Source organism: Streptomyces sp. ITFR-6, assembly GCF_031844725.1.
Taxonomy (GTDB): domain Bacteria; phylum Actinomycetota; class Actinomycetes; order Streptomycetales; family Streptomycetaceae; genus Streptomyces.
Genome location: NZ_CP134612.1, coordinates 1,892,677 through 1,919,637 on the forward strand (window position 1 = coordinate 1,892,677; position 26,961 = coordinate 1,919,637).

A 26,961-nucleotide genomic window follows, 5' to 3' on the forward strand; every position below is an offset into this window, starting at 1 on the left:
GTGATCAGCCGGTTCCGGCCGGACAGGCCGGGTGATCAGCAGTGACGTACGAGGCTTACGAGGTGTACGGGACCCGCGGATCAGTAGGGGTCGTACGGATCGTACGAGTCGTCCCCGCCTGTACCGCCGTCCCCGTCGCCTCGTTCGTTCCCCATGTCGCCCGACCCCAGTCCCTGGCAGTCGCGCGCCCGCGCACCGGGATCCCAGTCACCGAGAATGTCCCGGGCCCGCGCCTCGCCCCAGCTCGTCGCGTACCAGGGCGCGTCCGAGCCTCCCAGTGTCCGCTGGATCTCTTCGAGGGCGCACGAGCGCAGCGGCTCCGGCAACGTGTCCAGGGCTGGCACGGCATCGGCGGAGAGGCCGCGGAGGTACTGAATGTCGATCGAATGATGGTCGCTGTACCGCTGGACGTTCTGTTCGGCGATCAGCCCGTCCGGTGAGACCAGCCCGAAGGCCAGTACGCCGGCGGCCGCACTCGCGGCGACGGCGCGCGGGAGCATCTTCGCGCCGAACACCCCGGCCGCCATGATCAGCAGGAGGACCACGCCCAGCCAGAGCTCGACCGCGGCCACGGAGATGCGCAGCCGGGTCAGGCCATAGGCATCGACGTACAGATCCATGCGCCGCAGCGCGGAGGCGACGACGACGAGCGTGAGCAGACACAGCGTGCCGAGCACGGAGCGCACGAGCGTACGGTCGCGTGCTCCGCCGCGCGGCGCCCAGCGGAGTGCGAGGGCGATGACCAGCAGCGTGAGGACGGTGGCCCAGAGCAGTTGCCAGAAGCCCTCCCGGGCGTACTGGGCGTAGCTGAGATGGGTCTCGGCCATCACCTTGTCGTAGCCGCCGAGCAGCACCGTGAGCTGGATGGCGAGGAAGCCGGCGAAGAGCAGGTTCAGGACGATCAGCGGGAGCGCCCACTCCAACCGCCCGCGCGCCGGGCCGGAAGGAACGGTGAGCGCGTCCCATCGGACCGGTGCGGCGGCGGTGTACGCGGCCGCGAGCGCGCCCACGAGCCCCGCCGCGGCGAGGAACAGCCGCCACGGGCCCTCACCCACCGACACATCGGGGATCAAGCTGCCCAGCACGTCGGCGAACGCGGCATCGGCGCTCGCGAAGAGCGCCCCGAACACGATGAGCAGCACGACCGCGGCGGCCGTGGAGCGGAACGCGACGCCCCAGCGCCCGCGGGAGTCGGCCATCCGGTCGCGTACCCCGTGGACGCCCCAGCCCAGCGATCCGGCGACGGAGGTGAGCAGTCCCAGCGAACCGAGGAAGATCCCGAGCCAGCCCCGGCTGCCGTGCAGCGCGAGCGAACCGACCGCCACGGCGGACACGACGGCGAGGAAGACCGGCCAGCCCGCGTCGCGGAGTGCCGGTACGGCGAGGAGTGCGAGGCCGCCGACGGCCCAGACGGCGGTCCACGGGCGCAGCCCACGGCCGGCCGGCCGCGCGGCGAAGTACGCCGCGAGCGCCGCGGGGACCGCCACGACGAACAGGTTCGGGCCGATCCCGTCACCGAGCAGCAGGGCGCTGAGCAGCGCGGTGGCCAGGACGGACCAGAGAGTGGCCGCAGGGACGGGCCCGGGTGCGGCGGGGCGGATCCGGGTGAGCTCCGAGGGCGTCTGCCTGCCTGAGTGCGCCCAGGGCGAGGACGGCTGCCGCGGGTGCGGCTGCCGCGCGTAGGCCGGGACCTTCGGCGGCTCGGGCAACGCGGCGCGCTCGTCCGGTACGTCGGAGCCCGGCGCTCCGGACCGCGTGGGCGCCGGTACGGGCTTGGACATCTGCACCGCGGCCGGCACCGGCTCGGGCGCTCCCGCCTCGGCCGGTCCGGGCTGGTCCACCGGCTCCAACGCCCCCGGCGCGCGCTCGGGCCGGGGTAATTCTGGTATGTGATCGGACATGGGACCCCTCCCCCACCGAGGTCCGCCCACGCGAGCCCTGGGCAGCGCGCGGCTCCCCGGCGTCTCTATCGGTGCGCGCCCGTCGTAATGATCACCGAGGGCGGCGTGGCCGAAAGAGTAACCCCCCGTTACCGTCACGGGCCGAACGGGGAAGCGCTGTGGCAGTACCGTGACACTCGGGTACGGCGCGCCGCTTCCGCCGAGCCGTCCAGCCCCGCGGCCGGGTCCGTTACCGCGCCATCCAGTCGGGCAGCCGCTCCGTCTTCGCGGTCCAGTCCGACGGTGGTGCGCCGCACGCGCCCGCCGCGACCACCCCGCCGACGATCGCGCAGGTCGTGTCGACGTCTCCGCCGGCTTGCGCGGTCACCCAGAAGGCCTGCTCGAAATCGCCGAGGCTGCGGGCCGCGGACCAGAGGGCGAAGGGGACGGTGTCGTGCGCGCTGGTGCGTCGGCCGTTGCCGAGCACCGCGGCGACCGTTCCGGCGTCGCGGTAGTCGAGCATGTCGCGGGCCCTGCGCAGTCCCGCACCGACCGCGCTGCGCGGTACGAGCGCGATGACGCCGTCGAGGAGGTCGGCCGGCTTCGGCGGCCCGGTGGGCGATGCGGCGAGCGAGGCGGCGGCTGCCACGGCCATCGCTCCCACGACCGCTTCCCGGTGCTGGTGGGTCGGGTACGAGGAGATCTCGGCCTGGTGCGTGGCCTGCTCGGGGTCGTCCGCGTACCAGGCACCGAGCGGGGCGATGCGCATCGACGAACCGTTGCCCCACGAACCCTGGCCGTTGAAGAGCGCGGAGGCCAGCTCCCGCCAGTCTCCGCCCTCCCGGACCAGCCTGAGCAGGCGGTTCACGGCGGGGCCGTAGCCTCGGTCGAAATCGTGGTGTACCGCGAAGGAACGGGCGAGCGCGTCCTGATCGACACGGTCGTGCTCGCGGAGTACGGACAGGACCGAACAGGCCATTTCCGTGTCGTCGGTCCACTGCCAGGGCCCCCGTGGCAGGAGTCGGTCCTTAAGCAGCGGGTAGTTGGCGGGCACAAAGAACTGTGAGCCCAGGGCGTCTCCCACGGAGAGGCCGCGCAGGCTGGCAAGGGCGCGTTCGAAGCGCTGGTCGGAAGCCGATTCGGTCATCGGTTCCACTCTATCCGGTGATGCCGTACGGCTCAGGGGTGCGCCAGCGCTCGAACGGCCGGTCAAGTGTGTAGCGCCCGTCCTTGCCCAGCACCAGCGTCCGGGACTCGCCGTTGCCCGGATTCGAGAGAGATTCGAATTCGGCCACGGACCAGTGGAACCAGCGCATACAGAACAGCCGCATGGTCAGACCGTGCGTGACCAGCAGGACGTTCGGCGGGTGGTCCGGATCCTCGAAGCTCCGGTGCAGGCTCTCCAGGAAGGCTCCCACCCGGTCGTAGACATCCGCCCCGGACTCGCCCTGTGCGAAGCGGTAGAAGAAGTGCCCGTAGGCGTCCCGGTACGCCTTCTGGAGCTTGACGTCGTCCCGTTCCTGCCAGTTCCCCCAGTCCTGCTCACGCAGCCGGGGCTCCTCCCGCACCCGCACGCGTTCGAGGTCGAGGCCGAAGGACCTGAACGTCTCGTGCGTGCGGCGGTAGGGCGAGACGTACACGCTGACCTGCTCGCCGTCGAAGAGCTCGCGCAGCCGCACCCCGGTCTCCCGGGCCTGCCGCAGACCTGTCGAGGTGAGCCTCAGCGCATGATCGGGCTCACGTTCGTACACCGTGTCGTCGGCATTGCCCTCGGACTCGCCGTGGCGGACGAGGACAATGCGTTGCGGTCTTGCCATGTACCGACCCTAACGACCCGGTGCGCGAGGTCGTGAGCGTCGGCCTCCGGTCGCCGCGTCGGGCGATGGGCCGGCTCGCGGCCCTCGCATGGAACGGGTGCGGCCGGGGCGCCCGGTCCGCTCACACCGTCCACGACGGTTCGAGCTGCACGACGTCGCCGGAGAGCGCCGCCACGTCGTCCTCGGTCTGCGCCCGCTGCGCGAGCCGTTCGACACTCCCCGCCCGGTATTTGCCGCGTTCCGCGCTCGACTGCCACATGGAGAGGACCAGGAACTCATGGCCCGGCGCCTCTCCGAAGACCCCTCGCAGCATCCCGGGCGAGCCGGCCATCGCCGGATTCCATACCCGCTGCTGCATCAGCGCGAAGTGCTCGACGCGGTCCTCGTGCACCCTGCTGTGCGCCACCCTGAGCACGTCCGCGTCGGTGAACCCGGGTTCGAAGCCGGTCTTCACGTCGAAGCGGTATTCGAAAAGCTTGACCTGTATGTCGTTGCACGTGCCCGACTGCGCGGCGGCCAGGGCGTCGTGCCCGCGCGCCATGAACGAGTCGTAGAAGACCCGGTTCTCCCAGAACGCGAAGACATGCGCCACCTCCGGCCGGCCACGGCTCCAGCCACCACCCTGTCCCCTGAACCCCGGCTCCCCCAGCAGCCCCGCCCATTTGCGCTGCCCCCGCTCGAAACCGCGACGGTCGACCACATTGCAGCGAATCCACTTGACCAGCACGGCTCCATCGTACGGGTGACGGACGTGGCGTGGGTCACTCTCTCGCGGAGTGCACCGGAACCGGCCGTGCGACGGTCCGGCGCGGACCGCCGCGGCGGATTCCGTACCCGGGTGCCCGGACCGGGCGGTGGCCCGATTCCGCCGCCCGTGGCCAAGCCGGTTGGTTTCACCGACAGTTACGGAGATGATCTGGTGATAGAGCCGGGGCGACGGCCCCACGGGCGAAGGAGGGAAGTCCGATGAGCACGCCCAACAAGGACATCGAGAAGGTCGAGGTGAGGGTCAAGTGGGACCCCAGCCCTCACGGCGATCCCCCCAATGACCTCGACATCATCGCGGCGACCTACTCGACCGAGGAGCCGTACGGCAGCCCCGCCTACCTCGTCCACTTCGACAGCCGTGCGCCCGACGGCACGATCACGCTCGACCGGGACAGCAGGACCGGTCAGGGGCTGGGGTTCGACGAGGTGATGACGCTGGAGCTGGACCGGCTGTCGGAGTCGTACACCCGGGTCATCGTCGGTGTGGCCATACAGCAGCGCGACGGCCACAAGACCTTCGACGCCGTGGAGAACACCGCCGTACAGGTCCGCGAGGGCTACGACATACTGGCCGAGAACGACTTCTCGTCGGTCGGCGGCGCGACGGCGGCGGTCGTCGCCGAGTTCGTCCGGGACACCACGGGTGCCTGGCAGTTCCACGACACGGTACGGGGCTTCGACGGCGACGCCGACTCGTTCGCCGCGACGATGGGAGACCGCCCGTCCGGAGCCTGAGACTCCGGGTACGGGACGGGGCGGGAAGGTCTCCGAGGAGATCTTCCCGCCCCATGGCCCGCCACCGGGCGCGGCTCAGACGCCGCGCCTCAGACGGCCTGGATCAGCTGCAACCGCTGGTCGAGCCGCAGCCCTCGCAGATGTAGCAGGATCCGGCGCGCTGCATCTTCGTACCGCAGGAGAAGCAGAGCGGGGCGTCAGCGCTGATGCCCAGCTGCATCTCGACGAGCTCCGCCGAGGTGTGCGCGGTCCTCGCGTCCGGCTTCCCCGCCTCACGCACGGGGGCGACCGCCTTCAGCGGCTCCGCCGACCGTACGGGGGCGGACTGGGCCAGGCTCTCCGCGTCCATCTCGTCCTCGTCCATCGAGGCCTCGTACGAACCGGTGTCGAGGTGGCGCTGACGCTCGTCGGCCGAGTGGATGCCGAGTGCCGAGCGGGTCTCGAACGGCAGGAAGTCGAGCGCCAGGCGACGGAAGATGTAGTCGACGATCGACTGCGCCATCCGCACGTCCGGGTCGTCCGTCATGCCGGCCGGCTCGAAGCGCATGTTGGTGAACTTCGAGACGTACGTCTCCAGCGGGACGCCGTACTGCAGACCGACCGAGACGGCGATGGAGAAGGCGTCCATCATGCCCGCGAGGGTCGAGCCCTGCTTGGACATCTTCAGGAAGACCTCACCGAGACCGTCGTCCGGGTAGGAGTTGGCGGTCATGTAGCCCTCGGCGCCGCCCACCGTGAACGAGGTGGTGATGCCGGGCCGGCCCTTGGGCAGACGCTTGCGGACCGGGCGGTACTCGACGACCTTCTCGACCGCGGTACGGATGGTGTCCTCGGCCTTGGCCTTGACCTCGTCCTTCTTCTCCTCCCACTTCTTGGTGGAGAGGGGCTGGCCGACCTTGCAGTTGTCGCGGTAGATCGCGAGCGCCTTCACGCCCAGCTTCCAGGCCTCGAAGTAGACCTCCTCGACGTCCTCGACGGTGGCCGTCTCCGGCAGGTTCACCGTCTTGGAGAGCGCGCCGGAGATCCACGGCTGGATGGCCGCCATCATGCGCACGTGGCCCATGGCCGAGATGGAACGCTCGCCCATCGCGCAGTCGAAGACCTCGTAGTGCTCAGGCTTCAGGCCGGGCGCGTCGATCACATTGCCGTTCTCGGCGATGTGGGCGACGACCGCCTCGATCTGCTCCTCCGAGTACCCCATGCGGCGCAGCGCCTGCGGAACGGTGCCGTTGACGATCTGCATCGAGCCGCCGCCGACCAGCTTCTTGAACTTGACCAGGGCGAGGTCGGGCTCCAGGCCGGTGGTGTCGCAGGACATCGCGAGACCGATGGTGCCGGTGGGTGCGATGACCGAGGCCTGAGCGTTACGGAAACCGTTCTTCGCGCCGAGCCGGATGACGTCCTGCCAGGCCTCCGTGGCGGCGGCCCAGATCGGGTTGTCCAGGTCGTCGGCGTGCACGGCCACCGCGTTGGCGTCGGAGTGCTGCTTCATGACGCGCTGATGCGGCTCGGCGTTACGGGCGTAGCCGTCGTACGGGCCGACGACCGCCGCCAGCTCAGCGGAGCGACGGTAGGAGGTGCCGGTCATCAGCGAGGTGATGGCGCCGGCGAGCGCGCGGCCGCCGTCACTGTCGTACGCGTGGCCGGTCGCCATCAGCAGGGCGCCGAGGTTGGCGTAGCCGATGCCGAGCTGACGGAACGCGCGGGTGTTCTCGCCGATCTTCTGGGTCGGGAAGTCCGCGAAGCAGATGGAGATGTCCATCGCGGTGATGACCAGCTCGACGACCTTGGCGAAGCGCTCGGACTCGAAGGACTGGTTGCCCTTGCCGTCGTCCTTGAGGAACTTCATCAGGTTCAGCGAGGCGAGGTTGCACGAGGTGTTGTCCAGGTGCATGTACTCGCTGCACGGGTTCGAGCCGTTGATCCGGCCGGACTCGGGGCAGGTGTGCCACTGGTTGATCGTGTCGTCGTACTGGATGCCCGGGTCGGCACAGGCCCAGGCGGCCTCCGCCATCTTGCGGAAGAGGGACTTGGCCTCGACCTCTTCGATGACGTCACCGGTCATCCGGGCGCGCAGCCCGAACTTCCCGCCGGACTCGACGGCCTTCATGAACTCGTCGTTCACCCGGACCGAGTTGTTGGCGTTCTGGTACTGGACGGACGTGATGTCGTCGCCGCCCAGGTCCATGTCGAAGCCCGCGTCGCGCAGGGCGCGGATCTTCTCCTCCTCCTTCACCTTGGTCTCGATGAAGTTCTCGATGTCGGGGTGGTCGACGTCGAGGATGACCATCTTGGCCGCACGGCGGGTGGCGCCACCGGACTTGATCGTTCCGGCGGACGCGTCGGCGCCGCGCATGAAGGAGACCGGACCGGAGGCGTTTCCGCCGGAGGAGAGGAGCTCCTTGGAGGAGCGGATGCGGGAGAGGTTCAGGCCTGCGCCGGAGCCGCCCTTGAAGATCATCCCCTCTTCCTTGTACCAGTCGAGGATCGACTCCATGGAGTCGTCGACGGCCAGGATGAAGCAGGCGGAGACCTGCTGCGGCTGAGGCGTGCCCACGTTGAACCAGACCGGCGAGTTGAAGCTGAAGATCTGGTGCAGGAGGGCGTACGCCAGCTCGTGCTCGAAGATCTCCGCGTCCGCCGGAGAGCTGAAGTAGTTGAAGTCCTCTCCGGCCTTCCGGTAGGTCTTCACGATCCGGTCGATGAGCTGTCGCAGACCGGTCTCGCGCTGCGGGGTGCCTACGGCCCCACGGAAGTACTTGCTGGTGACGATGTTGACCGCGTTCACCGACCAGAAGTCGGGGAACTCGACGCCACGCTGCTCGAAGTTGATCGAGCCGTCGCGCCAGTTGGTCATGACGACGTCACGGCGCTCCCACGCCACCTCGTCGTACGGATGCACGCCGGGGGTGGTGTGGATGCGCTCGATACGCAGGCCCTGCTTGGTCGCAGTCGACTTGGCTCCCTTGTTGCGGGAACCTCGTGCCGGGCCGCTCGCCGTCTCTGTCATGCCGCCTCCCATATGTGAACAAAAACGCCCTGAAGTGCCGAGAACTTCCCCGGCGCAGTGTGTGTCTGGTACTTCGGACGCCGCGTGGGGCATCCGGAGCAGGTCTGCGTGCCACCCGGCCGCCGGTCCGGGGGCCGGCGGCGGTCGGCCTGCGCCGCTCAGTCGGCGGCGACGGCGGGAACGGGGACCTCAAGGGTCTCGCCGGTCCCGCATCCTTCTACGGGAGGCCGCTGTTCGCGGAGTTCCACGATGGCGGCCTCGAAGTCTTCGAGGCTGTTGAACGCCCGGTACACGGATGCGAACCGCAGGTACGCGACCAGGTCGAGCTCCTGCAAGGGGCCGAGAATGGCCAGTCCCACATCGTGAGTGGTCAGCTCGGCGCTGCCGGTCGCACGCACCGCCTCCTCGACCCGCTGGCCGAGCTTGGCGAGGGCGTCCTCGGTGACCGGCCGCCCCTGGCACGCCTTGCGCACGCCGGAGATGACCTTGGTGCGGCTGAAGGGCTCGGTCACGCCGCTGCGCTTCACCACCATGAGCGAGCAGGTCTCCACCGTCGTGAAACGGCGGGAGCAGTCGGGGCACTGGCGGCGCCGGCGGATCGAGGTCCCGTCGTCGGTGGTGCGACTGTCGACGACCCGGCTGTCGGGGTGCCTGCAGAAGGGGCAGTGCATGGCTCCCAACCCTCCTTCACAGCACGACTGAATGGCCTCATCAGGCCCCGCGAGGGGCCTTCGAAGCAGTCTCAAGCATAGGCGATGACCGCACCCCCGAAAGACGGGGACCACAACCTCTGGGCGATCGAGGCAATCCAACCACTAGATCTTGGGTTTGACCGCGCATTTGGCCCTAGCGCGTGTCGTGCGCCACGGGCGGCCGGAAGGCAGCGTACGACCGAGCAAGAGAGTACGGGAAGCATGTGGCCCCATCGATTGCGGGGCGGCGGCTCCCGGGGCGCGCGGGAGGCCGGACAGCGGCTCGGACGGCGACCCCGCGCGACACCCCCGCGGCCGCGAAGGCTACCGTAATGGTCCGAATTGCCGTTCGACTCGACGGCGGGCGGCGCGTATCGCGGCTTCGCTCATACACCTAGCAATGCAAGCCCAACAGGCTTTTATTTGTTTTTCACTCGAACGTGTGTTTGGCGCAACCTTTCGAAAGCTACTACCGTTGTGCAGCTAGGGAGACCATTCGAGAGGGGCCGACGTGACCACCACCGCAGACAGTGCCATCATCACTGCCCAGGACCGCTCCCAGAGCCGACGCGAGCCGGTGCATGCCATGAATGACTCAGCCACGAACACGGAGGGGCCCGAGCCCGCGCGCCCAGCGCGCTCGCTTCCCGGGCGACCTCCTGGAATCCGGGCGGACAGCTCGGGGCTCACGGACCGGCAGCGGCGAGTGATCGAGGTCATCCGGGATTCCGTGCAGCGGCGGGGATACCCCCCGTCCATGCGGGAGATCGGCCAGGCGGTGGGCCTTTCCAGTACGTCCTCCGTCGCGCACCAGCTCATGGCTCTGGAACGCAAGGGTTTCCTGCGCCGCGACCCCCACCGCCCCCGGGCGTACGAGGTTCGCGGTTCGGACCAGCCCAGCACGCAGCCCACGGACACCACCGGGAAGCCCGCGGCTTCGTACGTACCGCTGGTGGGCCGGATCGCGGCCGGTGGTCCGATCCTCGCAGAGGAGTCCGTGGAGGATGTCTTTCCGCTCCCCCGCCAGCTGGTCGGTGACGGCGAGCTCTTCGTCCTCAAGGTCGTCGGCGACTCGATGATCGAAGCTGCGATCTGCGACGGGGACTGGGTCACTGTCCGGCGCCAGCCCGTGGCGGAGAACGGCGACATTGTCGCGGCGATGCTGGAGGGCGAGGCCACGGTCAAGCGCTTCAAGCGGGAGGACGGTCATGTCTGGCTGCTCCCCCACAACTCCGCGTACCAGCCGATTCCCGGCGACGAGGCGACCATTCTCGGCAAGGTCGTGGCGGTGCTGCGGAGGGTGTGACGTCTCCACCGTGTGGATGGGGCCCGGAAACCGGTAGTGCCGGTTTCCGGGCCCCATCCACACGACCGGGGACCCTGTACGGGCCTACTTGCCCTCGGCCTTCGCGGCGGCGTCGATCGCCGCCAGCGAGCGACGCGTCTGATTGCGGTCGGTCGTGTACCAGAAGTCGGGGAGCGAGGCCCGCAGATAACTCCCGTACCGGGCATTGGCGAGACGCGGATCGAGCACCGCGACGACGCCCTTGTCACCCGTGGCACGGACGAGCCGGCCCGCGCCCTGTGCCATCAGCAGCGCGGCGTGGGTCGCCGCGACCGCCATGAAGCCGTTGCCGCCCGCTTCCTCGACCGCCTTCTGGCGCGCGCTCATCAGCGGGTCGTCGGGGCGGGGGAACGGGATCCGGTCCATGACCACCAGCTGACAGCTCGCGCCGGGGACGTCCACCCCCTGCCAGAGCGACAGCGTGCCGAAGAGGCAGGTCTCCGGGGACGCCGCGAAGTTCTTGATCAGCTCCCCCAGCGTCTCCTCGCCCTGGAGCAGGATCGGCCTGTCCAGCCGCCCCCGCAGCTCCTCTGCGGCCGCCTGGGCGGCCCGCATGGAGGAGAACAGCCCGAGAGTGCGCCCGCCCGCGGCCTCCACCAGATCGGCCAGCTCGTCCAGCATGTCGGTGCGGGAGCCCTCCCGGCCGGGCGTCGCCAGATGCCGGGCGACGTACAGGATCCCCTGCTTCGGGTAGTCGAAGGGCGAGCCGACGTCGAGCCCCTTCCACTGCGGAATGTCGTCACCCGCGGTGCCCTCGGGGGCGAGCCCGAGTGACGCGCCGACCCCGTTGAAATCGCCGCCGAGCTTCAGCGTGGCCGAGGTGAGGACGACCGAGCGGTCCGTGAACAGCTTCTCGCGCAGCAGTCCGGAGACGGAAAGCGGGGCGACCCGTACGGAGGCGCCGAAACGGTCGTGACGTTCGTACCAGACGACGTCGTACTCGGAGCCCTGCGTGATGCGTTCCGCGACCCCGTGGATGGTCTCCACCGAAGCCAGAGCCTGCTTGCGCACGGCGTCCTCGTCCTGGACGGACTTGTCCCGGGTGGAGCCCAGGGCGGAGATCACCGTACGCGCGGCGTCCCGCAGGGCCATCAGCGCGTAGCCGAGATCCTCCGGCACCTCTTCCAGGCGGCCGGGGAGCGCCAGCTCCATCACCCGCTCGAAACCCTCCGACGCGCTCTGCAGCGCGTCTGCGGCCTTCTCGTTGACCAGCTTCGCGGCGCGCCGAACCGCGCGGCCGACCTGGCCGGGGGTGAGCTCACCGGTGGCCACTCCGGTGACCCTGGAGACCAGCTCATGGGCCTCGTCGACGATCAGCACCTCGTGCTGCGGGAGCACCGGAGCGCCCTCGATGGCGTCGATGGCGAGGAGCGCGTGGTTGGTGACCACCACATCGGCGAGCTTCGCCCGCTCACGGGCCTGCTCCGCGAAGCACTCCGCCCCGTACGCGCACTTGGTGGCGCCCAGGCACTCGCGTGAGGAGACGGAGATCTGCGCCCAGGCCCGGTCGGAGACCCCCGGCGTCAGATCGTCGCGGTCGCCGGTCTCCGTCTCGTCCGACCAGTCCCGCATCCGCAGGAGGTCCTGACCGAGCTTGCTCGACGGGGCCGCGGCCTCGAACTGGTCGAAGAGACCCTCCTCCTCATCCTGCGGCACTCCTTCGTGGAGGCGGTGCAGACAGAGGTAGTTCGACCGGCCCTTGAGCATCGCGAACTGGGGACGGCGGCGCAGCAGCGGATGCAGCGCGTCGACCGTACGCGGCAGGTCCCGCTCCACCAGCTGGCGCTGGAGGGCCAGGGTGGCCGTGGCGACCACGACACGCTCGCCGTGCGCCAGGGCGGGCACCAGGTAGCCCAGCGACTTTCCGGTGCCGGTGCCGGCCTGGACGAGCAGGTGGGATTGGTCGTCTACGGCCTCGGCGACGGCGTCGGCCATGGCGGCCTGACCAGGCCGCTCCGTACCTCCGACGGCGGTCACGGCGGCGTGCAGGAGCTCGGGGAGAGGTGGCTTCGTCATAGCCCGACCAGCCTACGGGGCTCCACTGACAACGGCGGTCACTCCCGGCCTCACGCGGAGGGGTGGAGCGGGTTGGCCACGGTGCCGTGGACCGCCGCGTGCGGTCGCTCGGGCCGGTCCCGGTAGCCGTCCAGATGCAGCCGGTTGCGGTTCAGGCAGAGACGTTCGATGCGCGGCGTCAGCATGTCGAACATCTCGAACCTCTCCTTCAGCTCGGGGAAACGGGCGTGGTGGCGCAGGATCTCCGTCCGGACGAGTGACCAGAATTCGGTCTCCGGTACACCGAGCTGCTCCTCGCAGAGCGGGGAGAGGAAGCGGAAGACTCCGGTGAAGAGACCGGAGTGGATGAACTGGGTGAGGAAGCCGGGCTCCTCCGTGAGCAGCACGCGACGTACGTCGTCCGGCATGGCGTCGTGCTCCGGCAGCGGCCGGGCGCTGATGTTCACGTCGTCGACGAAGTCCTTGATCGCCAGGCGGACGGGGACGTCCTGGCTGTCGAAGACGACGATGGCGTTCTCTCCGTGGGGCGAGAAGACGGTGCCGTAGCGGTAGAGGAAGTGCAGCAGCGGTGGGAGCAGGGCGGCGAAGAGCCGGCTCAGCCACGCGGTGGGGGTCAGTCCCGAGCGGGCGACCAGCTCGGCGGTGAAGGCGCGGCCCTGCGGGTCGGTGAGCAGCAGGGAGGCGAGGGTGCGGGCCCGCTCGCCGGGCGCCAGGCGAGGGAGGAGGGGTTCGCGCCAGATCGCGCCGAGGATCTCCTTGAACTGGTACGGCGTCTCGGGGAGGTGGTCGTACAGCGGGTGCTCGACGGTGACCGACGCGACCTCTCCTAGCAGGATGACGCCGCAGGTGTCGCGCAGGAAGGGATCGTTGTCGCGCAGCCCCTGGACCCAGCCGGTGACGGCGGGGGCGGCGAGGGTGCGTTCGGTCGGGAGACCGCGGAAGACCAGTGTGTTGAGGATCGACAAGGGCAGCTTGACGGTGTGCCGGTCGGGCCGTTCCAGGTTGGCGAAGGTACGGATGGACTGCTGCGGAAGCCGCAGATCCGGGTCGGCGTGCAGGGGGACGATCTCGTTCGCGGCGATGGCCGGGGCGAACAGCGGCACGATCCATTCGTCCCACTGCCAGGGGTGCACGGGCAGACAGTAGTAGTCGTCGGGGTCCAGGCCCCGGGTGCGCAGGGTCGCGGCGAAGGACTCGCGGACCGTCGGGTCGAGCTCCGTGGCGTAGAGCTGCTCGGCGTCGGCGAGTGAGTTCACGCCCCGGTAGGCGGCGATCCGGGAGGAGACCGCGATCCACGGCAGCCGGACCGGCCTGCGGGCCTCGGGGGTGAAGAGGGAGGCGTCGGTGGCGGAGAACCCGAGCCGCCCTTTGTTCGCGACGATCCAGGGGTGGCCGGTCTGGTGTCCTTCGAGTTCCGCGTAGTCGAGGTCGGCCAGTTCGGAGACCGTGAGCGCGCTGTGGTCGAGGCGAGCGTCGGCGGTGAGTGTGGTGGTGAGCTCGCGCACCAGGTGGCCGAGGGTGGCGCCGTCGATCCCGAGCAGGCGGCGGGCGCGGGCGAGGAAGAGCAGCGGGTCGCGGAAGGGGACGCCCGTGGGCGTTTCGGCTGCGGGCGACGCACCGGATACCGCGGCGGCTTCTGGGACTTCTGGGGCTTCTGAGGCTTCTGAGGCGGCGGTCGTTGCTGGGGCGGTCGCTTCCCGGGCGGCGAGGGCGTGCGCCTCGGTCTCGGCCGTCGTCGCCTCGCGGATCGAGTCGGGGGCGACCCGCCAACTGCCGTAGACCCCCCGGCCGGCGGTGAAGATCAGGCTTCCGCCGTCGTCCAGCACAAGGGTGTACGTACCGGTCCCGGCAGATCGCACGACCGGCTGGATGACTTCCTCGTAGGCGAATTCGCCGAGCATCTTGGCAAGCATCCGGGCGGCGGCTCGGTCCCACACCGCCCGGTTCAGTTCTGGAGTGCTGAGCAGCGCGGGCGACTCCGCTGAATCATGGCTCGCGGGATATGTGGGCACGGGGACTCCTCGGGATGGAACCGATGGGCTTCGAGCGGTGTAGACAAGGCAGCGGTTGGTTCACAGCTGGGCACGGTGGGCACGGTCGCGGATCATCAGCGCGGCCCGCTTGTCCGGGAGTTCGACCTCCGCGGAGAAGCGGAATCCGGCGCTGAGAAAGGCGGAGACGGAAGGGGTGTTACGAAAGTCGGGTTCGGCGACGACCCGGGTACACAGGGGACGGTTGTCGAGTACGAGGTCGGAGGCGGCCCGGAGCAGCATGGCGCCGACTCCACGGCCGCGGTTGTTGATCTCACCGATGAGGAGGTGGATTCCGGTGTCATGCGAGCGGGCGGGATAGTGGCGGGCCAACGGGTCCAGATCGGCGCGGTAGATCTCCCAATAACTCATGGGAATGCCTGACAGCACCCCGAGACAGGGAAGGCTGCGTCCGTCGCCGTCGAGTTGGGGCCGCAGATGGTCCGCTGTGACGGATTCGGCTCCGGCGAGCTCCCAGAAAGCCGCGACGGCAGGGTCGTTCATCCAGCGGCTGATCACCGCGAGGTCGCGCTCCAGCTGTACGGGGACGAGCTGGAACACTCCGGCCGGTGTGGTGGCGGGCTGCCACGCGGCCGGCCGGTCGAGCAGCTCTGAGACGCCTGCGGCGTTCCCGGTGACAGGTGCACCGGATACGCCGAGTGCGCCGGTCAGGCTGGGCGTGGAGGGTGCACCGGGTATGTCCTCGGCCGGGGACGCGAGGAGTTCATGGGTGCCCGGTAGGTCCGGTGTGTCCTCGACGCCCGATCCGGCACTGGGGGCGGGGCCGGTTCCGGGGTCGGCGTACGCGTCGGCGGGAGGCACGGTGGTGCTCTCCTCTCTCAGCAATTCGGACGACGAGGTTCCTTCGGGCACCCAGCGGGATTCCTTCAGCCGCAGAGGGGGTTGGTGATGGTGACATAGACGGACTGGGTGTCGACAGGGCCCACGAGTTCATCGAGGCCGTGCAGCCGGGTCAGCATGTTGGCCTTGCAGCGCAGGCGCGGGGTTTCCAGCAGGTGTGCGGGGAGCGGGGAGCCCAGCCCGCTCGCCACTCCGAGGAACCGGCGGAAGGCGGCGAGGAGCATCTGTTCGTCAGCGAGCCGCTGGGCACCGAACGCTCCGATCAGTCCGAACACGTTGTTGATACCGAGGTAGTACGCGAAGCGTTCGTCGGTGACGGGGTCGGAGACGAAGGTGTCGCTGACCGATCCGATGCCGGGAAGCCTCCGCTCAAGTGCCGGGCGGTGTGATTCACGGAAGTAGTAGCCCTGATTGTCGCGGTAGCGGCCACCGACCGGCCAGCCTTCGGCGTCGAGCACCACCAGGGTGTTCTGCTGGTGGGCTTCGAGTGCGACCCCTGCGTGCCCGTCGAGCCAGAGCACCGGCCGGACAACCCGGTCGAGGTAGCGCAGGAACCACTCGGCGGCGACGGCGGTCGTGGTCCGTCCGGTGGCAGCGGCGAGCCGGCGGACGATGTCGGCGAGGCGTGAGTGCATGCCTGCCCGCTCCGGCCAGGGGCGCGGCGCGGTGAGCCCGGCGATGCAGACCGCGTCGTCGTGCCGGCCGAAGGGGTTGTGGCGCAGCATGACGTCGAAGCCGTGTACGGGCTCGCCGTCCGGGGTGTCGACCGCGAGCCATGCCGGGTCCCGGACGATGTCGAAGCCGGGATGGGCGAGGTGCAGCTGTGTGGCGAGCCCGCTGCGCAGCAGTCGGTGGACCTCCACCCCGCGGTGGAGTTCCTTACGGAGGTTCTCACGACGGGAGTTGGTGATACGCAGGCCGAGGGAGAGTTTCAGCATGGTGTCGACGCCGGGCCGGTGCACGGTGCGTACCGAGGAGGTGGGGTGCCAGCGCTCGCCGTAGGGGCCCAGGTCGTGCACGAGTCCGGCGTCGAGGAGGGCGGCGACCTCGGGGCGGTTCGCCAGATCCCTGGCCTGCCAGGGGTGCAGTGGGATCGGTGTGGTGTGCTCGGGGAACGGCAGGCCCTTGGCGTGCCGGGCCACGAGTTCGGTCGCCGGCACCGGACGGCCCTGGTCGGTCCATGCGGAGTCGGCTGCCAGTACGGACCGGTCGACGGCCATCCAGTGGAGAGGGAAGGAGCCGTGCAACTCGGGTGAGTAGAGGCGGGATTCGGAGTCGGAGAGGCCTTCGCGGCTCTTGGGAGAGGGGTGCAGCGGATGTCCCAGGAGCAGGGACTGCTCGGCACTGAGGAAGAGGTCGGCCTCGGCGGGTGCGGTGGGTCGGCGCCGCTGCCCGTCGATGAATACGGCGGTTCGCCGCACCGAGTCAGCCACCCTTCCCACCATGTCCGCGCCCTCGTTGTGGTCGGCCTCGCGGCCGAGGAGTGCGGCGACGGTGACGGCGTCCGCGCCGGGCGCTCCGTCGGGTGCCTGTGCCAGGACGGGTACGCCGAAGCGGTGCCAGCCCGTGGCGGACCAGTGGCGGACGGGGACGAGGAGGGCGGTGCCGCTCGCGGGCAGCGGGATGCGGAGGGTCTCCCCCTCCGGCCGGGGGAGGTCGCATTCGCGGACCCAGCAGCGCAGCAGGTTCTCGATGCCGGCGGCGTCCGCGGCCCGGAGCGGGTCCGGGTGGTCCAGGGGGTCGGCGGCCGGTGCCGGGCAGGCGGGCGTCGTCCTGGCGGCGTGCCAGTGACCGTGCGGCATCTCCTTCTGGCGCGGCACGGTCGGCGGCTCGACGGCGAGGTGGCCGTGCTTTCCGGCCTCTCCTCGGTGGTGGGTGGAGGGAGGGCCGTCGGCCTCGGGCGCGGGGGTGGGGTTCACGGCGGTCTTTCCTGTGATGGTGTCCGGGGTCAGCGGATCGACCCGGTCGCGGTCCGTCGGTGCGGTGAGCGCTCCGCGGCTGCCATGGCATCGGCGAGGCGGTCGATGACCGCCTCTGCCTGTTCGTCGGTGAGCGTGAGGGGAGGTAGCAGACGTACGACCGTGGAATGACGGCCGCCGAGTTCGACGATGAGACCTCGGCGCAGGCACTCCTGCTGGACGGCGACGGCGAGGACGGGGTCGGGCGGGGCCTCGCTCGCTCCGTCCACCGGGGCCGCCTCGGGGTCGACGAGCTCCACGCCGATCATCAGGCCCCGGCCGCGGACGTCACCGATGCAGGGGTGGTCCGCGGCAAGGGCCCGCAGCCTCGCCAGCATCCAGGCGCCGAGGGTCCCGGCGCGCTCGGCCAGCCGGTTCTCCCGGACGTGGGCGAGGGTGGCGGTGCCCGCCGCCATGGCGAGCTGGTTGCCGCGGAACGTGCCCGCGTGGGCACCGGGCTGCCAGGTGTCCAGTTCTGAGCGGTAGACGATGACAGCGAGCGGAAGGGAGCCGCCGATGGCCTTGGAGAGCACCATCACATCGGGAACGACTGCGCTGTGCTCAACAGCCCAGAAGGCACCGGTCCGGCCGACGCCGGTCTGGACCTCATCAGCGATCAGCGGGATGGAACGGGAGGCGGTGATCTCCCGCATCCGGCGCAGCCAGCCGTCCGGGGCGGGGTTGACGCCGCCCTCGCCCTGCACCGGTTCCAGGATCATTCCGGCAGGCGTCGGTGTTCCGCTCTTGGGGTCGTCCAGCACCGTCTCGGTCCACCGCGCGGCGATCCGCGCGCCGCGTTCGCCGCCGATGCCGAAGGGGCAGCGGTAGTCCTGCGGGAACGGGAGGCGGGTCACCGTGACGTCCTCGGCGCCGCCGGACGCGGCGAGGGCACCGGACGTCATGCCGTGATAGGCGCCGGTGAAGGCGAGCAGTCCGCTACGCCCGGTGGCGGCGCGGACGAGCTTGAACGCCGCCTCGACGGCGTCCGTACCGGCCGGTCCGCAGAACTGGATCCGCGCGTCGTCCGCGAACTCACGTGGCAGCGTGGCGAACAGCTCGGTGGTGAAGGCGTCCTTGACCGGGGTGGCCAGGTCGAGGACGTGCAGGGGCGCACCCGAATCGAGGACCTTCTTGATCGCTTCCAGGACGACCGGGTGATTGTGCCCGAGGGCCAACGTCCCCGCGCCGGAGAGGCAGTCGAGGTAGCGCCGGCCGTCCGCGCCCTCGATGGTCAGCCCACGGGCGCGTACCGGGACGATCGGCAGCGACCGGGCGTAGGTACGGGCGGCCGACTCGCGCATCGTCTGGCGGCGCAGGATTCCCTCGTACGCCGCGGGCGGTGCCGCCGGAGCTGGTTCGGTCACGGCCACGGCTCTTGATCCTCCCGCTGTAACAGTTGCGTTGCACGTCAGCACGATTGCGCAGGGACGGGCTGCGGGGGTGAACTCTGTCCCTGTGTCCCCCGTTCGTACCAACGACGCCGGACGCGGAGGATCACGGGTAAATCCGAAGATCCTTGCGGAGCGGAACCATGCCCCTGCCGTACACCGTCAACACCGGCACCGGCATAGTGGGGGACCGCGCCGAGCGCCGGGGACAGCTCCCCGGGGGCCGCGGCACCACCGGAGCAGTCCCGGAGCACCATCCGGGAGGGGCCGGTGTGCTGCGAGGAAGTGCGGTGCGCCGTACAGAAGTGCAGTACAGAAGTGCAGTACAGAAGTGTTGAGTTACGAAGTCCCAGGGGGATCACCAGATGCGACTCATTCGACCAGCAGCCACCGCACGCCGCGAGAGGAGCGCCCGTCGCCCCTCTCCCGTGCTCGCCACCGCGGCGGTCGCCGCCGTCCTCGCACTCACCGCGACCGCCTGCGGGCCGGACGACGACAGTGCGAATGCCGAGCCGAGCGCCAGTTCCGCGGGGCAGACGTCGGACAGCAAGATCACCGTCCCGGACGATCTGAAGGACCGGCTCAAGGAGCACGGGATCGACCTCAGCCACTGGAAGAACGGCGAGTGGAAGAACTGGGACAGGGACAAGTGGCTGCGTGAGGCCAAGGACTTCATCAATCCGATCATCGCGGGCCTCTGGGACCCGGACCGGATGCGGGACGCCGACAAGACGCCCGAGAAGCCCGTCGACAACGACATCTCGGGTGACGAGGGGGTGACCGACCCGACCCCGGCGCCGGTCCGAGCCGTGGGCGTGAATACGCCGCTCCACGCCAACGCCGCCGAGTCCGGGAAGCTGTTCTTCGACTCCCCCGAGGGCTCCATGGTCTGTTCGGCGACCGTGGTGAAGGACCCGGCGCACCCCGGCAAGTCCAACATGGTGTGGACCGCGGGCCACTGCGTCCACGCCGGCAAGAAGGGCGGCTGGTACCGCAACATCGCCTTCGTGCCGTCCTATAACGACAGCGGTCTGTCCACCGCTGAGCTCCAGAACAACCCGCCCAAGGAGAAGGTCGCCCCGTACGGCGTGTGGTGGGGTGCGTGGGCACAGACCTCCGAGCAGTGGATCGACCAGGGCGCCTCGGTCGGCGGGCTGGGCGCTCCGTACGACTTCGCGGTGCTGCATGTGACGCCGGAGAAGGGCTCGGACGGCAAGTCCCTGGAGGAGACGGTCGGTTCGGCGCTGCCGGTCGACTTCAACGCCCCGGCCGTGCCGAAGATCGCCGACATGACGGCTACCGGCTACCCGGCCGCTCCGCCGTACGACGGTCAGAAGCTGTTCCAGTGCAAGGACAAGCCGGGCCGACTGTCGCTCACGAAGGACGACCCGACGATGTACCGGATCGGCTGCTCCATGACCGGTGGTTCCTCCGGTGGCGGCTGGGTCGCGGCGGGCCAGGACGGCAAGCCGGCGCTGGTCTCGAACACCTCCATCGGCCCGGTGACGGCCGGCTGGCTGGCCGGACCGCGCCTCGGCAAGGAAGCCAAGGGCGTCTACGACTCGGTCAGCAAGAAGTACGCGGGACAGTGAAGTACCCGGAACGGTAGGGGCCGGCCGTCACCCGCACAGGCGCGGGTGACGGCCGGTCAGTGGCCTCCGGCTCCGGCAGAACCTCGGTTCGGGCCGCCATAGGGTGGTCCGCGTCATCTCCGACAGCCGGTCCGACCGGCGTTTCGCATGACACGCTCATGCCACATGGCGTGTTTATGCCGTTTTCAGATTTCAGGGGGAATCTCTTCCATGCGATTCATACGTCCGCTGCTCGCGGCCACCGGTCTCGTCGCCGCCCTGGCGCTGACCGCCACGGCCTGCGGTCCGAGCGAGGACCAGGCAGCCGACAAGCCCGCCGCCACCGAGTCCGCCGGTGCCGGCGCCAGTGAAGGCGGCCTGTCCGCCGGTCTGGCCGACACGCTGAAGAAGCACGGCGTGGACCCGGAGAAGTGGAAGAACGGCGAGTGGAAGAACTGGGACAAGGACAAGTGGCTGCGTGAGGCCAAGGACTTCGTGAACCCGGTCATCGACGGGCTGTGGAAGCCCGACCGGATGAAGTCCGCCAAGGACCCCGCCAAGACCATGTCCGCCGGCGACTTCTCCGGCGACCAGGGCGTCAGCGATCCGGAGCCGAAGCCGGTCACGGCCGAGCGCGAGAAGACGCCGTACCACAACTACGCGGCCCCGGTCGGCAAGGTGTTCTTCGACTCCCCCGAGGGCCACATGGTCTGCTCGGGCACGGTCGTGAAGGACCCGAAGAACCCGGGCAGGTCCAACCTGGTGTGGACCGCCGGCCACTGCGTCCACGCCGGTTCCAAGGGCGGCTGGTACCGCAACATCGTCTTCGTCCCCGCATACAACGACCAGGGCAAGGACGCCGCCGCGCTGCGGAACGCGCAGCCGCAGGAGATCGCCCCGTACGGCGCCTACTGGGCCGACTGGGCCACCACCTCCGGCGAGTGGCTGGCCGACGGCGGCCCCACCGGCGGCGAGGGCGCGCCGTACGACTACGCGGTGCTGCACGTGAAGCCGGAGAAGGGCACCAAGTCCCTGGAGGAGACCGTGGGCAACGCCCTGGCGGTCGACTTCGACGCCCCCGAGGCCAAGCAGATCAACGCGATGGGCGCCTGGGGCTACCCGGCCGCCCCGCCGTACGACGGCCTGATCATGCACAAGTGCGTCGACCGCCCCGGCCGGCTCTCCATCAGCCCCGCCACCCCCACGATGTACCGCATCGGCTGCACCATGACCGGCGGTTCGTCCGGCGGCGGCTGGTTCAGCGAGGGGGACGACGGCAAGCTGGCGCTGGTCTCCAACACCTCCATCGGCCCGGTGACTTCGGGCTGGCTGGCCGGACCCCACCTGGGCCAGGGCGCCGAGCAGATCTTCACGATGATGAGCGACAAGTTCGGCGGCCGGTGACGGACGGCCCGCACGGCGAAAGGCCGACGGCCCGCTCCCTGTACGGGGGCGGGCCGTCGGCCTGTGCGGTACCGAACCGAGGTCAGTGCGCCGTGGTCAGTGCACCGAGGTCAGTGCGCCACGGCCACGAACGTGGAGAGCTCCGCGGCGAGCTCCTCGTGCACCAGCGCCTTGAGCAGCGTGCCCTCCGCCAAGTGCTCCTCGGAGATCACCTCGCCCTCGGCGTGCACCCGGGAGACCAGGCCGCCCTGGGTGTACGGCACGAGCGCCTCGATCTCGACCGAGGGCCGCGGCAGTTCGCCGTCGATCAGCGCGAGCAGCTCGTCGATACCGGCGCCGGTCCGGGCCGATACCGCGATGGCGTGCTTCTCGATGCGCAGCAGCCGCTGGAGCACCAGCGGATCCGCGGCGTCCGCCTTGTTGATCACCACGATCTCGGGCACGTCCACCGCGCCGACCTCACGGATCACCTCGCGCACGGCGGCCAGCTGCTCCTCCGGCACCGGGTGCGAGCCGTCCACCACATGCAGGATCAGGTCGGATTCACCGACCTCCTCCATGGTGGAGCGGAACGCCTCGACGAGGTGGTGCGGCAGGTGCCGTACGAACCCGACGGTGTCGGCCAGGGTGTAGATCCGGCCGCTCGGCGTCTCGGCCCGGCGCACGGTCGGGTCGAGGGTGGCGAACAGCGAGTTCTCCACCAGTACGCCCGCACCGGTCAGCCGGTTGAGCAGGGAGGACTTGCCGGCGTTCGTGTAGCCGGCGATCGCGACCGAAGGAACCTTGTTGCGCTTGCGCTCCTGGCGCTTGATCTCGCGGCCGGTCTTCATCTCCGCGATCTCCCGGCGCATCTTCGCCATCTTCTCGCGGATCCGGCGCCGGTCCGTCTCGATCTTGGTCTCACCGGGACCACGGGTGGCCATGCCGCCACCGCCGCTGGAACCGCCGCCGCCCATCTGGCGGGAGAGCGACTGACCCCAGCCGCGCAGTCGCGGCAGCATGTACTGCATCTGTGCCAGTGAGACCTGCGCCTTGCCCTCACGGGACTTGGCGTGCTGGGCGAAGATGTCGAGGATCAGGGCGGTCCGGTCGACCACCTTGACCTTGACGACATCCTCCAGGTGGATCAGCTGTCCGGGGCTGAGCTCACCGTCGCAGACGACGGTGTCCGCCCCGGATTCGAGAACGATGTCGCGCAGCTCCAGCGCCTTGCCGGAACCGATGTAGGTCGCGGCGTCGGGCTTGTCACGGCGCTGGAAGACGGCGTCGAGCACCTGGGCTCCGGCCGTCTCCGCGAGGGCCGCCAGCTCGGCGAGCGAAATCTCCGCGTCGTGCACGGTGCCCGAGGTCCAGACGCCCACCAGCACCACGCGCTCCAGGCGCAGCTGCCGGTATTCGACCTCGGTGACGTCCTCAAGCTCGGTGGAGAGTCCCGCCACGCGCCGCAGTGCGGCGCGCTCGGAGCGGTCGAGCTGTTCGCCGTCGCGCTCTCCGTCGATCTCGTGGCTCCAGGCGACGTCCTCTTCCATCAGGGCGTCGGCCCGAAGGGGCTCGTTGAGGCTCTCGGTGGCGTTCTCCGTGGCGCTCTGCGCGTCCTGCGCGTCCTGGGGAAGGGAAGAAGAGGAGGTCATTGGATCCTTACGTCGATACGAGTGGTCTGCGTCAGTCACAACGCGTCACCTACCCGGATGATTCCCGCACGGGGAGCGTTCCGGTCCGGCCGCCGCGGCGACCCGTCGATAGTCGCACGCAGCCCCCGGCCCGTCACGCGGGTTTCCCGCCCCCCGCCGGTGTCGTGCTGTGCCAGTCCGGGTGGCCGGGCATCGGCGGCGTGGTCCTCCCGTACAGCCAGCCGTCGAAGAACGTGCTCAGGTCACGTCCGGCGACCCGGGACGCCAGCCGGATGAAGTCCGCCGTGGCGGCGTCGGCATCGCGGTGCTTGCGGACCCAGAGCCGCTCCAGCCGGTCGAAGGCACTGCCGCCGATCTCCTGGCGGAGCGCGTACAGGGCCAGCGCGCTGCCGTCGTAGACCACCGGCCGGAACAGGCTGATCTTCTTGCCGGGGGCCGGTGCGTCCGGGCGCGCGGGCGGGCCGCCGTCGGCGCGCCAGCTGTCCGAGTAGGTGTAGGCGTCGCGCATCCGGCGTTCGAGCGTCCTGCCGCCGTGCTCCTCCGCGTAGCGCGCCTCGTACCAGGTGGCGTGTCCCTCGTTGAGCCAGAGATCGGACCAGGACTGCGGCGAGACGCTGTCACCGAACCACTGGTGGGCCAGTTCATGGACCATGACCGAGTCCACGTACCACTCGGGGAAGCCGGGGTCCGTGAACAGCCGGCGTTCGAAGAGCGACAGGGTCTGGGTCTCCAGCTCGAAGCCGGTTTCGGTGTTCACGATCAGCACGCCGTAGTTCTCGAAGGGGTAGCGGCCGACCTGCTTCTCCATCCATTCCAGCTGGCCCGGGGTCTTGCTCAGCCATGGTTCCAGCCGCTTCCGGTCGGCGGCCGGCACGACGTCGCGCACCGGCAACCGGTGCGGCCCGGTCCGCCGCACGACCGCGGACTTCCCGATGCTGACCTGGGCGAGCTCGGTGGCCATCGGGTGTTCGGTGCGGTAGGTCCAGGTGGTGCGGTCGCCGTGCCGGGCGCGTCCGGTACGCACCCCGTTGGCCACCACCGTCCGGTCGTCGGGGGCGGTGATCCGGAAGGTGAAGTACGCCTTGTCGGACGGGTGGTCGTTGCTGGGGAAGACCCGGTGTCCCGCGTCGGCCTGGTTGGCCATGGCGAGCCCGTCGGCCGTCGGCACCCAGCCGCCGTTGTTCCGCTCGCCACCGGGATCGCTGGTGTGCCGGACGGTGATCCGCAGCGGCACACCGGCCGGGAGCCGGCCGGGCGGTTCGACGATCAGGTCCTCGTCCTCGACGGCGAAGTCGGCGCGCAGGCCGTTGACGGAGACGGAGTGCACGGTGCCCCGGGTGAAGTCGAGGTTGATCCGGTCCAGCGGGCCGGTCGTGCGCGCGTCGATCGTGGTGACGGCTTCGAGCGGCTCGCTGTTGCTGCCCCGGTAGTCGAGGCCGATGTCGTAGGCGAGTACGTCGTATCCGGGGTTGCCGAGGTGGGGGAAGAGCGGGTCACCGATGCCGAGCGGCACCGGTGCGGGCAGGGTGGCGGCGACGAGAGTGGCCGATGCGGTGGCCAGCAGAGCGGCCCGCAGGCGGCGGGAGAAGAACGGCATGCACTACGGCTATCAGCGCCGCCCGCCCGCCACGGGACGGCGCGCGTCACGCCACTCGAACGAGATCCGCTGCGGCGGACGGCGAAGGGTCCCCGGGGGTTTCGAGAGTCCCGCCCGCTCAGAGAACGGCGGCCGGGTGCTGGGCGCGGCTCACGTCGTACACCCCCGGTACGTCGCGCATCGCGCGCATCAGTGAGGGCAGCCCGGCGGCGTCGGGGAGTTCCAGGGTGTAGGTGTGCCGCACACGTTGTTCGCTGGGCGGTTCGACGGTGGCGGAGACGATCGCCGCGTCCGCCCCGGCGATCGCCTCGGTGAGGTCGGCCAGCAGCCGGGGCCGTCCGAAGGACTCCGCGACCAGCGTCACCCGGCATTCGGAGGCGTCGCCCCAGCTCACCGCCACCGGTACCCGGCCGACGGCCTCCATGCGGGCCGCCGCCGGACAGGCCAGCCGGTGGACGGCGACGGCGCCGCCTCGCACCGTGAAACCGGTGACGTCGTCGGGCGGTACGGGGGTGCAGCAGCCGGCCAGCCGTACGGTGGCGTCCGGCCGGCCGACCAGAGCCCTCGCGGCGCGGACGCCGGCGCCCTCGGATCCGGGCGGCGCGGGCTGCGGTCCGAGCCTGGGGTCAGCGGCCGCGTTGCCGGACACGGTGTCCGCGTCCTGCGGGTGGGCGTCGAGCCAGCCGGTGATCGCGATCCGGGCGGTGGGCGTCCTGGCGTGGTCCAGCCAGCCGGGCGAGGGCCCGGACGCGGCGTCCTCCGCCAGGAGCAGCTGTACGGTGTCGCCGTCGCCCAGCGCCGTGCCGAGCGTGGCCAGCCGGCCGTTCACCCGGGCGCCGATGCAGTTGTGCGCGGCGTCCCCGTACTGCGCGTAGGCGGCGTCCACGCAGCTGGCGCCCGCGGGCAGACCGAGCGTGCCGCCGTCGGTGCGGAAGACGGTGATCTCGCGGTCCTGGGCGAGGTCGGCGCGGAGCGTGGTCCAGAAGGTGTCGGGGTCGGTGGCGGACTGCTGCCACTCCAGGAGCCGGGACAGCCAGCCGGGCCGGGTCGGGTCGGCCCGTTCGCCGTCGGCCGGCTCGGCGCTCTGCGCACCGCTGTCCGCGGCGTACGGATTGCCGAGGGCGATGACACCGGCCTCGGCCACCTTGTGCATCCGGTGCGTACGGATGAGGACTTCCGCGACCTCGCCCGCCGGGCCCACCACGGCGGTGTGCAGCGACTGGTACAGGTTGAACTTGGGGGCCGCGATGAAGTCCTTGAACTCGGAGATCACCGGGGTGAAGCAGGTGTGCAGCTCACCGAGGACGGCATAGCAGTCGGCGTCCTCCCCGACGAGGACCAGCAGCCGTCCGAAGTCGGTGCCGCGCAGCTCGCCGCGTTTCATGCCGACCCGGTGGACGGAGACGAAGTGGCGCGGCCTGACGAGGACTTCGGCGGGGATACCGGCCTCTCGCAGTACCGAGGCGACGTTCTCCGCGATGGCGGTCAGCGGGTCCGCCCCGCCGGTGGCAGCGGCGATCACGGCGTGGGTGCGCGCGTACTCCTCCGGGTGGAGGATCGCGAAGACGAGGTCCTCCAGCTCGGTCTTGAGCGCCTGTACACCGAGCCGTTCCGCGAGCGGGATCAGCACGTCGCGGGTGACCTTGGCGATCCGGGCCTGTTTCTCGGGGCGCATCACGCCGAGCGTGCGCATGTTGTGCAGCCGGTCCGCGAGCTTGATCGACATCACCCGGACGTCGTCCCCGGTGGCCACCAGCATCTTGCGGAAGGTCTCGGGCTCGGCCGCCGCGCCGTAGTCGACCTTCTCCAGTTTGGTGACGCCGTCGACCAGATATCGGACCTCGTCACCGAACTGCTCGCCGACCTGGTCGAGGGTCACCTCGGTGTCCTCGACCGTGTCGTGGAGCAGGGACGCCGTCAGCGTCGTGGTCTCGGCGCCGAGTTCCGCGAGGATCAGGGTGACCGCCAGCGGGTGTGTGATGTACGGCTCGCCGCTCTTGCGCATCTGCCCTCGGTGCGAGCTCTCCGCCAGGACGTAGGCGCGGCGCAGCACGGTGAGGTCGGCGTCGGGGTGGTGGGCCCGGTGCGCCTCCGCGACATGGCCGATGGCGTCCGGCAGCCGGTCCCGGGGGACCGGGCCGAGCAGGGCGACCCGGCCCAGTCTGCGGAGGTCGATCCGGGGACGGCCCCGCCTGCGGATGGGAGCACCTGGGTTGGTGGCCTCTGCGCTCATGGGGCACCTCCGGCGACGTCGACCG

Annotated in this window: 18 protein-coding genes; 4 read left to right on the forward strand and 14 right to left on the reverse strand. The window is 70.2% G+C overall.

Annotation, left to right across the window (positions count from 1 at the left end):
- Window positions 1-80 precede the first annotated feature (80 nt).
- From RLT59_RS08435 to RLT59_RS08450, 4 genes are all read right to left on the reverse strand, one after another.
- Window positions 81-1,901: a DUF4153 domain-containing protein gene (locus RLT59_RS08435; protein ID WP_311302842.1), complete on the reverse strand. Its 1,821-nt coding sequence runs from the start codon at window positions 1,899-1,901 to the stop codon at window positions 81-83.
- A gap of 229 nt (window positions 1,902-2,130) precedes the next feature.
- The gene (locus tag RLT59_RS08440) at window positions 2,131-3,027 is read right to left on the reverse strand and encodes an ADP-ribosylglycohydrolase family protein (RefSeq protein WP_311302843.1); all 897 of its coding nucleotides are present in this window, start codon (window positions 3,025-3,027) and stop codon (window positions 2,131-2,133) included.
- 10 nt (window positions 3,028-3,037) lie between these two features.
- Window positions 3,038-3,697: a histidine phosphatase family protein gene (locus RLT59_RS08445; protein ID WP_311302844.1), complete on the reverse strand. Its 660-nt coding sequence runs from the start codon at window positions 3,695-3,697 to the stop codon at window positions 3,038-3,040.
- 121 nt (window positions 3,698-3,818) lie between these two features.
- On the reverse strand, window positions 3,819-4,424 hold the full coding sequence (locus RLT59_RS08450; protein WP_311302845.1) for a YdbC family protein: 606 nt from the start codon (window positions 4,422-4,424) through the stop codon (window positions 3,819-3,821).
- 239 nt (window positions 4,425-4,663) lie between these two features.
- On the opposite strand from RLT59_RS08450, the gene RLT59_RS08455 reads away from it, so the two are divergent.
- Window positions 4,664-5,200, forward strand: coding sequence for a TerD family protein (locus tag RLT59_RS08455; protein WP_311302846.1), 537 nt, complete (start codon window positions 4,664-4,666; stop codon window positions 5,198-5,200).
- 103 nt (window positions 5,201-5,303) lie between these two features.
- Here RLT59_RS08455 and RLT59_RS08460 read toward each other — a convergent pair whose 3' ends face one another.
- Both RLT59_RS08460 and nrdR read right to left on the reverse strand, forming a co-directional pair.
- Complete coding sequence (locus RLT59_RS08460; protein ID WP_311302847.1) at window positions 5,304-8,210, reverse strand: vitamin B12-dependent ribonucleotide reductase; 2,907 nt, start codon at window positions 8,208-8,210, stop codon at window positions 5,304-5,306.
- Window positions 8,211-8,368: 158 nt separating this feature from the next.
- On the reverse strand, window positions 8,369-8,881 hold the full coding sequence (gene nrdR / locus RLT59_RS08465) for a transcriptional regulator NrdR (RefSeq protein ID WP_073737717.1): 513 nt from the start codon (window positions 8,879-8,881) through the stop codon (window positions 8,369-8,371).
- 532 nt (window positions 8,882-9,413) lie between these two features.
- On the opposite strand from nrdR, the gene lexA reads away from it, so the two are divergent.
- Complete coding sequence (lexA, locus tag RLT59_RS08470) at window positions 9,414-10,208, forward strand: transcriptional repressor LexA (RefSeq protein ID WP_024489034.1); 795 nt, start codon at window positions 9,414-9,416, stop codon at window positions 10,206-10,208.
- 84 nt (window positions 10,209-10,292) lie between these two features.
- Here lexA and RLT59_RS08475 read toward each other — a convergent pair whose 3' ends face one another.
- From RLT59_RS08475 to RLT59_RS08495, 5 genes are all read right to left on the reverse strand, one after another.
- On the reverse strand, window positions 10,293-12,263 hold the full coding sequence (locus tag RLT59_RS08475) for an ATP-dependent DNA helicase (RefSeq protein ID WP_311302848.1): 1,971 nt from the start codon (window positions 12,261-12,263) through the stop codon (window positions 10,293-10,295).
- 50 nt (window positions 12,264-12,313) lie between these two features.
- Window positions 12,314-14,275 (reverse strand): IucA/IucC family protein, encoded by a 1,962-nt coding sequence (locus tag RLT59_RS08480; RefSeq protein WP_311302849.1) that lies wholly within the window; start codon window positions 14,273-14,275, stop codon window positions 12,314-12,316.
- 60 nt (window positions 14,276-14,335) lie between these two features.
- Window positions 14,336-15,115: a GNAT family N-acetyltransferase gene (locus tag RLT59_RS08485; RefSeq protein ID WP_311307650.1), complete on the reverse strand. Its 780-nt coding sequence runs from the start codon at window positions 15,113-15,115 to the stop codon at window positions 14,336-14,338.
- A 65-nt stretch (window positions 15,116-15,180) separates the two neighbouring features.
- The gene (locus RLT59_RS08490) at window positions 15,181-17,073 is read right to left on the reverse strand and encodes an IucA/IucC family protein (RefSeq protein WP_311302850.1); all 1,893 of its coding nucleotides are present in this window, start codon (window positions 17,071-17,073) and stop codon (window positions 15,181-15,183) included.
- Window positions 17,074-17,102: 29 nt separating this feature from the next.
- Entirely contained in the window at window positions 17,103-18,482 is a 1,380-nt protein-coding gene (locus tag RLT59_RS08495) for a diaminobutyrate--2-oxoglutarate transaminase family protein (protein WP_311302851.1), read from the reverse strand.
- Between the two features lie 383 nt (window positions 18,483-18,865).
- Between RLT59_RS08495 and RLT59_RS08500 the strand changes: the two genes are divergently transcribed.
- Together RLT59_RS08500 and RLT59_RS08505 are read left to right on the forward strand one after the other, a co-directional pair.
- Entirely contained in the window at window positions 18,866-20,092 is a 1,227-nt protein-coding gene (locus tag RLT59_RS08500; protein ID WP_311302852.1) for a trypsin-like serine peptidase, read from the forward strand.
- Window positions 20,093-20,302: 210 nt separating this feature from the next.
- Window positions 20,303-21,475 carry a trypsin-like serine peptidase gene (locus RLT59_RS08505; RefSeq protein WP_311302853.1) on the forward strand — a complete coding sequence of 391 codons (1,173 nt, stop codon included), beginning with the start codon at window positions 20,303-20,305 and terminating at the stop codon, window positions 21,473-21,475.
- A 110-nt stretch (window positions 21,476-21,585) separates the two neighbouring features.
- On the opposite strand, the gene hflX is transcribed toward RLT59_RS08505, so the two are convergent.
- The 3 genes from hflX to RLT59_RS08520 form a co-directional block, all read right to left on the reverse strand.
- Entirely contained in the window at window positions 21,586-23,106 is a 1,521-nt protein-coding gene (gene hflX, locus RLT59_RS08510; RefSeq protein ID WP_311302854.1) for a GTPase HflX, read from the reverse strand.
- 133 nt (window positions 23,107-23,239) lie between these two features.
- A complete protein-coding gene (locus RLT59_RS08515; protein ID WP_311302855.1) occupies window positions 23,240-24,703 on the reverse strand; it encodes a M1 family metallopeptidase in 1,464 nt (487 codons plus the stop codon).
- Between the two features lie 118 nt (window positions 24,704-24,821).
- Window positions 24,822-26,936, reverse strand: coding sequence for a RelA/SpoT family protein (locus RLT59_RS08520; RefSeq protein ID WP_311302856.1), 2,115 nt, complete (start codon window positions 26,934-26,936; stop codon window positions 24,822-24,824).
- Window positions 26,937-26,961: the final 25 nt, after the last annotated feature.

Coding starts and splice junctions, on each gene's coding strand:
- RLT59_RS08435 (WP_311302842.1), bottom strand. CDS start 1,901: ATGTCCGATCACATACCAGAATTACCCCGGCCCGAGCGCGCGCCGGGG.
- RLT59_RS08440 (WP_311302843.1), bottom strand. CDS start 3,027: ATGACCGAATCGGCTTCCGACCAGCGCTTCGAACGCGCCCTTGCCAGC.
- RLT59_RS08445 (WP_311302844.1), bottom strand. CDS start 3,697: ATGGCAAGACCGCAACGCATTGTCCTCGTCCGCCACGGCGAGTCCGAG.
- RLT59_RS08455 (WP_311302846.1), top strand. CDS start 4,664: ATGAGCACGCCCAACAAGGACATCGAGAAGGTCGAGGTGAGGGTCAAG.
- RLT59_RS08460 (WP_311302847.1), bottom strand. CDS start 8,210: ATGACAGAGACGGCGAGCGGCCCGGCACGAGGTTCCCGCAACAAGGGA.
- nrdR (WP_073737717.1), bottom strand. CDS start 8,881: ATGCACTGCCCCTTCTGCAGGCACCCCGACAGCCGGGTCGTCGACAGT.
- RLT59_RS08475 (WP_311302848.1), bottom strand. CDS start 12,263: ATGACGAAGCCACCTCTCCCCGAGCTCCTGCACGCCGCCGTGACCGCC.
- RLT59_RS08500 (WP_311302852.1), top strand. CDS start 18,866: ATGCGACTCATTCGACCAGCAGCCACCGCACGCCGCGAGAGGAGCGCC.
- RLT59_RS08505 (WP_311302853.1), top strand. CDS start 20,303: ATGCGATTCATACGTCCGCTGCTCGCGGCCACCGGTCTCGTCGCCGCC.
- hflX (WP_311302854.1), bottom strand. CDS start 23,106: ATGACCTCCTCTTCTTCCCTTCCCCAGGACGCGCAGGACGCGCAGAGC.
- RLT59_RS08515 (WP_311302855.1), bottom strand. CDS start 24,703: ATGCCGTTCTTCTCCCGCCGCCTGCGGGCCGCTCTGCTGGCCACCGCA.
- RLT59_RS08520 (WP_311302856.1), bottom strand. CDS start 26,936: ATGAGCGCAGAGGCCACCAACCCAGGTGCTCCCATCCGCAGGCGGGGC.